This is a genomic window from Saccharomonospora halophila 8, from assembly GCF_000383775.1.
Classification (GTDB): Bacteria; Actinomycetota; Actinomycetes; order Mycobacteriales; family Pseudonocardiaceae; genus Saccharomonospora; species Saccharomonospora halophila.
Window position 1 is genome coordinate 123,121 of the sequence record NZ_KB912557.1, and the last position, 4,008, is coordinate 127,128.

General features: G+C 71.9%; 4 protein-coding genes. 2 read left to right on the top strand and 2 right to left on the bottom strand.

Translation table 11 applies throughout. The features are described from left to right. Positions 1-793 (top strand): arabinosyltransferase C-terminal domain-containing protein (locus SACHA_RS21970; protein WP_039738934.1); only part of this gene is annotated, 793 nt, incomplete at its 5' end. A gap of 33 nt (positions 794-826) precedes the next feature. Here SACHA_RS21970 and SACHA_RS0113030 read toward each other — a convergent pair. Both SACHA_RS0113030 and styA read right to left on the bottom strand, forming a co-directional pair. Continuing rightward, positions 827-2,152, bottom strand: a complete 1,326-nt coding sequence (locus tag SACHA_RS0113030) for a DUF418 domain-containing protein (RefSeq protein WP_019810470.1) — start codon at positions 2,150-2,152, stop codon at positions 827-829. Between the two features lie 209 nt (positions 2,153-2,361). Then, complete coding sequence (gene styA / locus SACHA_RS0113035; RefSeq protein WP_019810476.1) at positions 2,362-3,588, bottom strand: styrene monooxygenase subunit StyA; 1,227 nt, start codon at positions 3,586-3,588, stop codon at positions 2,362-2,364. Between the two features lie 211 nt (positions 3,589-3,799). Here styA and SACHA_RS25455 point away from each other — a divergent pair. Continuing rightward, positions 3,800-4,008, top strand: a 209-nt coding sequence (locus tag SACHA_RS25455) for a Tm-1-like ATP-binding domain-containing protein (protein ID WP_039738936.1), incomplete at its 3' end; no start/stop codon positions are given.

The window sequence follows — 4,008 nt, forward strand, 5'->3', positions numbered from 1 at the left end:
GGAGGGCGACTTCCGCACCACGCGCCCGGCGCCGCTGCGGACCGCCCCGTGGGACGCGCCGACGGAGATCTGGCACGACGCCCTGCCGGACGGCACGAGCCCGGGCACCGGCACCCTGACCACCGGGTGGTACCCGGTCCCCGACCACGGCGGCACGCACGTCACCCTCCCGGTCGCCGGCGCCCCGGAGGGGCAGGTGATCGAGGCCCAGTTCGGCACCGCGCGCACCGGCACACCCCGGGTCACCGACACGCAGGCGCTGCCCGCCGATCACCGGTTGTCGGACGCGTGGCAGCAGCTGTCCGTGGCCCTGCCGGAGGAGCGGCCGGAGCTGGTGCGGTTCGTCGTCTCCGACGTCGTCACCGGTGCCGACACCTGGCTCGCGGCCGCCGAACCGAAGCTGACCGGGATGCGGCCGGTCGGCGAGCTGCTCGCGGGCCGGACGGTGTTCGCCGACCAGGTCTCCGCGGCGGTGTGGCCGTGTGTGGACCAGGCGCGGATCGAACACGGCATCACCGACACGCCCACCGTCTATCTCGCCGCGGACGAGGCGATCAAGCCGGGCATCCTGAACAACCCGTTCTTCGCGGAGTGGGGTGGCGCGTGGACGCAGACCGCGCGGGCGTGGGACCGGACGAAGGTGCCCGCGGAGCTGCGGCCCACCCCGCCGCCGCGGCTGCCCTGGGGCCAGGTGTTCGAGGTGCGCTACCCCTACCCGACCGACCGCTACGACCTGCGGGTGGACCGGGTCGAACGGGGCGGCCTCGAACGACTCCCCCGCTGGAGTCGGTGAGCCCGGACGGAACCCGTCGTCGGTGACCCGGTCTCAGCGCACGATCCGGGTCGCCGACGACGACGTCTTCGCCACGAACTTCTCCAGCGGCCCCTGCCCGTACCAGGAGCGCCAGACGCTCGCGAACACGACGGAGCCGGCGATGAACAGCAGGGCGTTGGTCGCCGAGTGGTCGGGCTGACCGCCCCAGAGCAGCTGCATCACGACGAGGTGCCCGACGTAGCAGGTCAGCGACATGGCGCCCACCGAGCCCAGCGCCCGCAACCCCCGCACCGACGTGTGCTGCAGCAGGAGACAGCCGCCGATGACGGCCAGCGACAGCCCGACACTTCCCGCGCCGGTGAACGGCGTGCCGTTGTGGGCGTGCGGGAGCAGCAACCACGCGGGGGTGTCGGTGGGTGGCGTGCCGTGCATCTTGAACAGACTCAGGTGCAGGAAGCGGTCCACCTCGATCCCGGCGTCCCCGGCGTGCGGCGCCAGCGACGCGTGGATCCGCTCGATGCCGCCGAGCATGTGCAGCGACACCCACGACGACCCGTAGGCGACGGCGGCGAGCGCGAGCCCACCGAGGCCGAGCAACTTCGCGACCCCGGGTGAGGTGAGGTCGAGCCGTCCGATCGCCATGCCCGCCAGGACGAACCCGATCCAGACGAAGGTCGGGAACACCCCGGTCAGCAGTAGCGTGGTGACGACGTCGCCGACGCCGGTCAGCTGCTCCGGACGGATGTCCTCCAGCGGCGTCTCGATCAGGTCCTTCGGGAAGTACGCGCGCCGGATCAGCCAGGACACCACCGGAGCGGCCACGATCACCACGGCCGACAGGACCGCCAGGCTCCGCGCCCGCAGCCGCAGGAAGGGCAGCGAGAGCAGGAAGAACCCGCCGTAGTAGCCGAGGATGATCCACACCGGCACGATGAACACCAGGTTCATCACCAGCCCGAGCGCCAGCATCAGCACGGCCCGGGAGCCGATCCGGACGAGCGCCTTGCGCCAGCCGAGCCCGGTCGCCGGTTCCCGGCCACCGGACATGATCGCGATGGAGATCCCGGCGAGCACGGCGAACAGCACCGCCGCGCGCCCGTGGAACGGGAGGAACATCCAGGCCTGCGGGTGGCCGTAGTTGGTGGGTCCGACGTGCGAGGCGAACATGCCCAGGATGGCCACGGCCCGGGCGACGTCGATGCCGAGCAGCCGCGCGGTGGAACCACCGGCCCGCGCGCCGCCGCCCTCCGGCGGTGTGGAACCGGTGTCGCCGCCCGCCTGCCCGCCCGTCGCGGTACGGTCCTCGGCCCGGTTTGTCCGAATCGCCCCCTCGGTCGCTGTGCCCGACCCGGTAGCCTGGTCGCTCTCCGCGCTCACGGCCCCACCAATCCTGGACTCCCTCTTCCGGGGCAGGAGCATAGTGATGACCGAACGGCCTACCGGCGAGTACCCCGGGGGCCGGTGACGCACCACCGGACCGGCCACCACGCATCTCGGACGTGGTCCCGGCGTGAAGTCGTGGTGGTCCGCACGCCCCGGCGACGTTCACCACGCCGACGTTGCGGCTCCGCGGTGACCGACTGCGGCTACGTGCTCCCGCGTCGGGCGAGATGGTTGCGCGTGCGCTCGGGGGTGGCGAGCACGTCCCACTGGCGTTCCGGGTAATTGAAGTTCTCGGTGAACTCGTCGGCGAGGGCTTGGTCGCCCGCCATCGCGCCGAGCAGGTCGAGCAGGTGCGGCGGGGGTGGTGTCCGGATCATCAGATTGGTCCAGTCGGAGATCGCGTGCACCCGGTCGCCGCGGCGACGGGCGACCTTCCGACAGAAGCGTTCGTCGAAGGCCGGATCCTCGATGATCGTGTGCCCCAGTTCCCACGCCGAGTACGACGCGGAGTTCGCACCCTGGCCCACCACCGGGTCGACGACGGTATGCGCGTCACCGAGCGCGATCGCGTAGCGGCCGTTCGGCAGGCGCACCCAGTCCTCCCGCACGGTCGGCACGAGCGCTCCCTGCAGCAGGTCGAGCGGTCGGGTGAGGCGGAACCGGTGGTGGTCGATCCGCTCGAACGTCGTCGGATGATGTGCCCGCAGTCTGTCCCGCACCAACCTCTCGAAACCCGCGGGATCGTCGTCGTATCTCGCGTCCGCGAGAACCTCGAGATCGCCCCCCGGGATGGCCTCGAACAGCAGAGCTTTCACCGGGCCCTCGAACGAGTGGAGCGGGATCTCCACCATCTCCCCGTGTCCCGGGGAGATGCTGAGGGTCACGCTGCGCGGCTCGTTCTCGGCGACGCCGTCGAAGAGCCCGACGCAGAGCCTGCGCTGCGGTGCGTCGTAGGGCGACCTGTCGGTGCGCCGGGGGAACATCCCCGCCAGGTCGCCCCTACCGGAGGCGACGACGACCAGCTCGTGCTGTTCGGACAGGGCGACCACGTCGGCGGCCCGCACCGACCGCACCCGGAAGTCCCCGCCGCGCTCCCGGAAGTCGCGCAGCAGCCGGGGCAGGTAGATCCGATGGTCGATCGCCCGGGACGGCGCGGAGTAGGCACCGAAGAAGCGCTGCGGTTCCGGGCCGCCGAGGTAGTGGTGGTGGCCGAAGTAGCCGTACTCGGCGATATCCCAGTGGTCCACGCCGAGGGCCTGTTCGCGCCGGACGGTGGTGTGGTGGTGCGCCACGGTGTTCGGCAGCCGCCCGCCGGCGAGCTGCTCGCCGGTCCTGTCGCTGTAGATCGTCACGGGAATGTCGTGTTGCCGCAGCAGAAGGCCGAGGTGGAGCCCGGCCACTCCCGCACCGATGATGCCGATTCCTGCCATGGGACGCCCCTGTCCGTGTTGTCCGGTCCGTGGTCACTTCCGGCGTCGTGTCGGGTCGTTCTCGCTCCGTCGGTCCACGATCGGACACCCGACCGCGGACCCGGAGGGGCCATGTCCGGCGTCGCACCGGGTGATCGCACTGGTGCGCGCGCCGGGGACGTGGTTGGGTGGTGGTGATCACCGGTGGCGCCGTGTGCCGGAGGAGGCGTTCGTGGGCAGCGCGTACATCGTGGGGACGTTCGACACCAAGGGCGACGAGCTGCGCTACGTCGCCGGGCTGGTCGGGGCCACCGGGGTCGCGGTCCGCACCGTCGACCTGTCCACCACCGGCGGGTCCGCCGAGGACGTCGACGTTCCCGCCGCGGAGGTCGCGGCCTGGCATCCCGACGGGGCCGGGGCGGTGTTCACCGGCGACCGCGG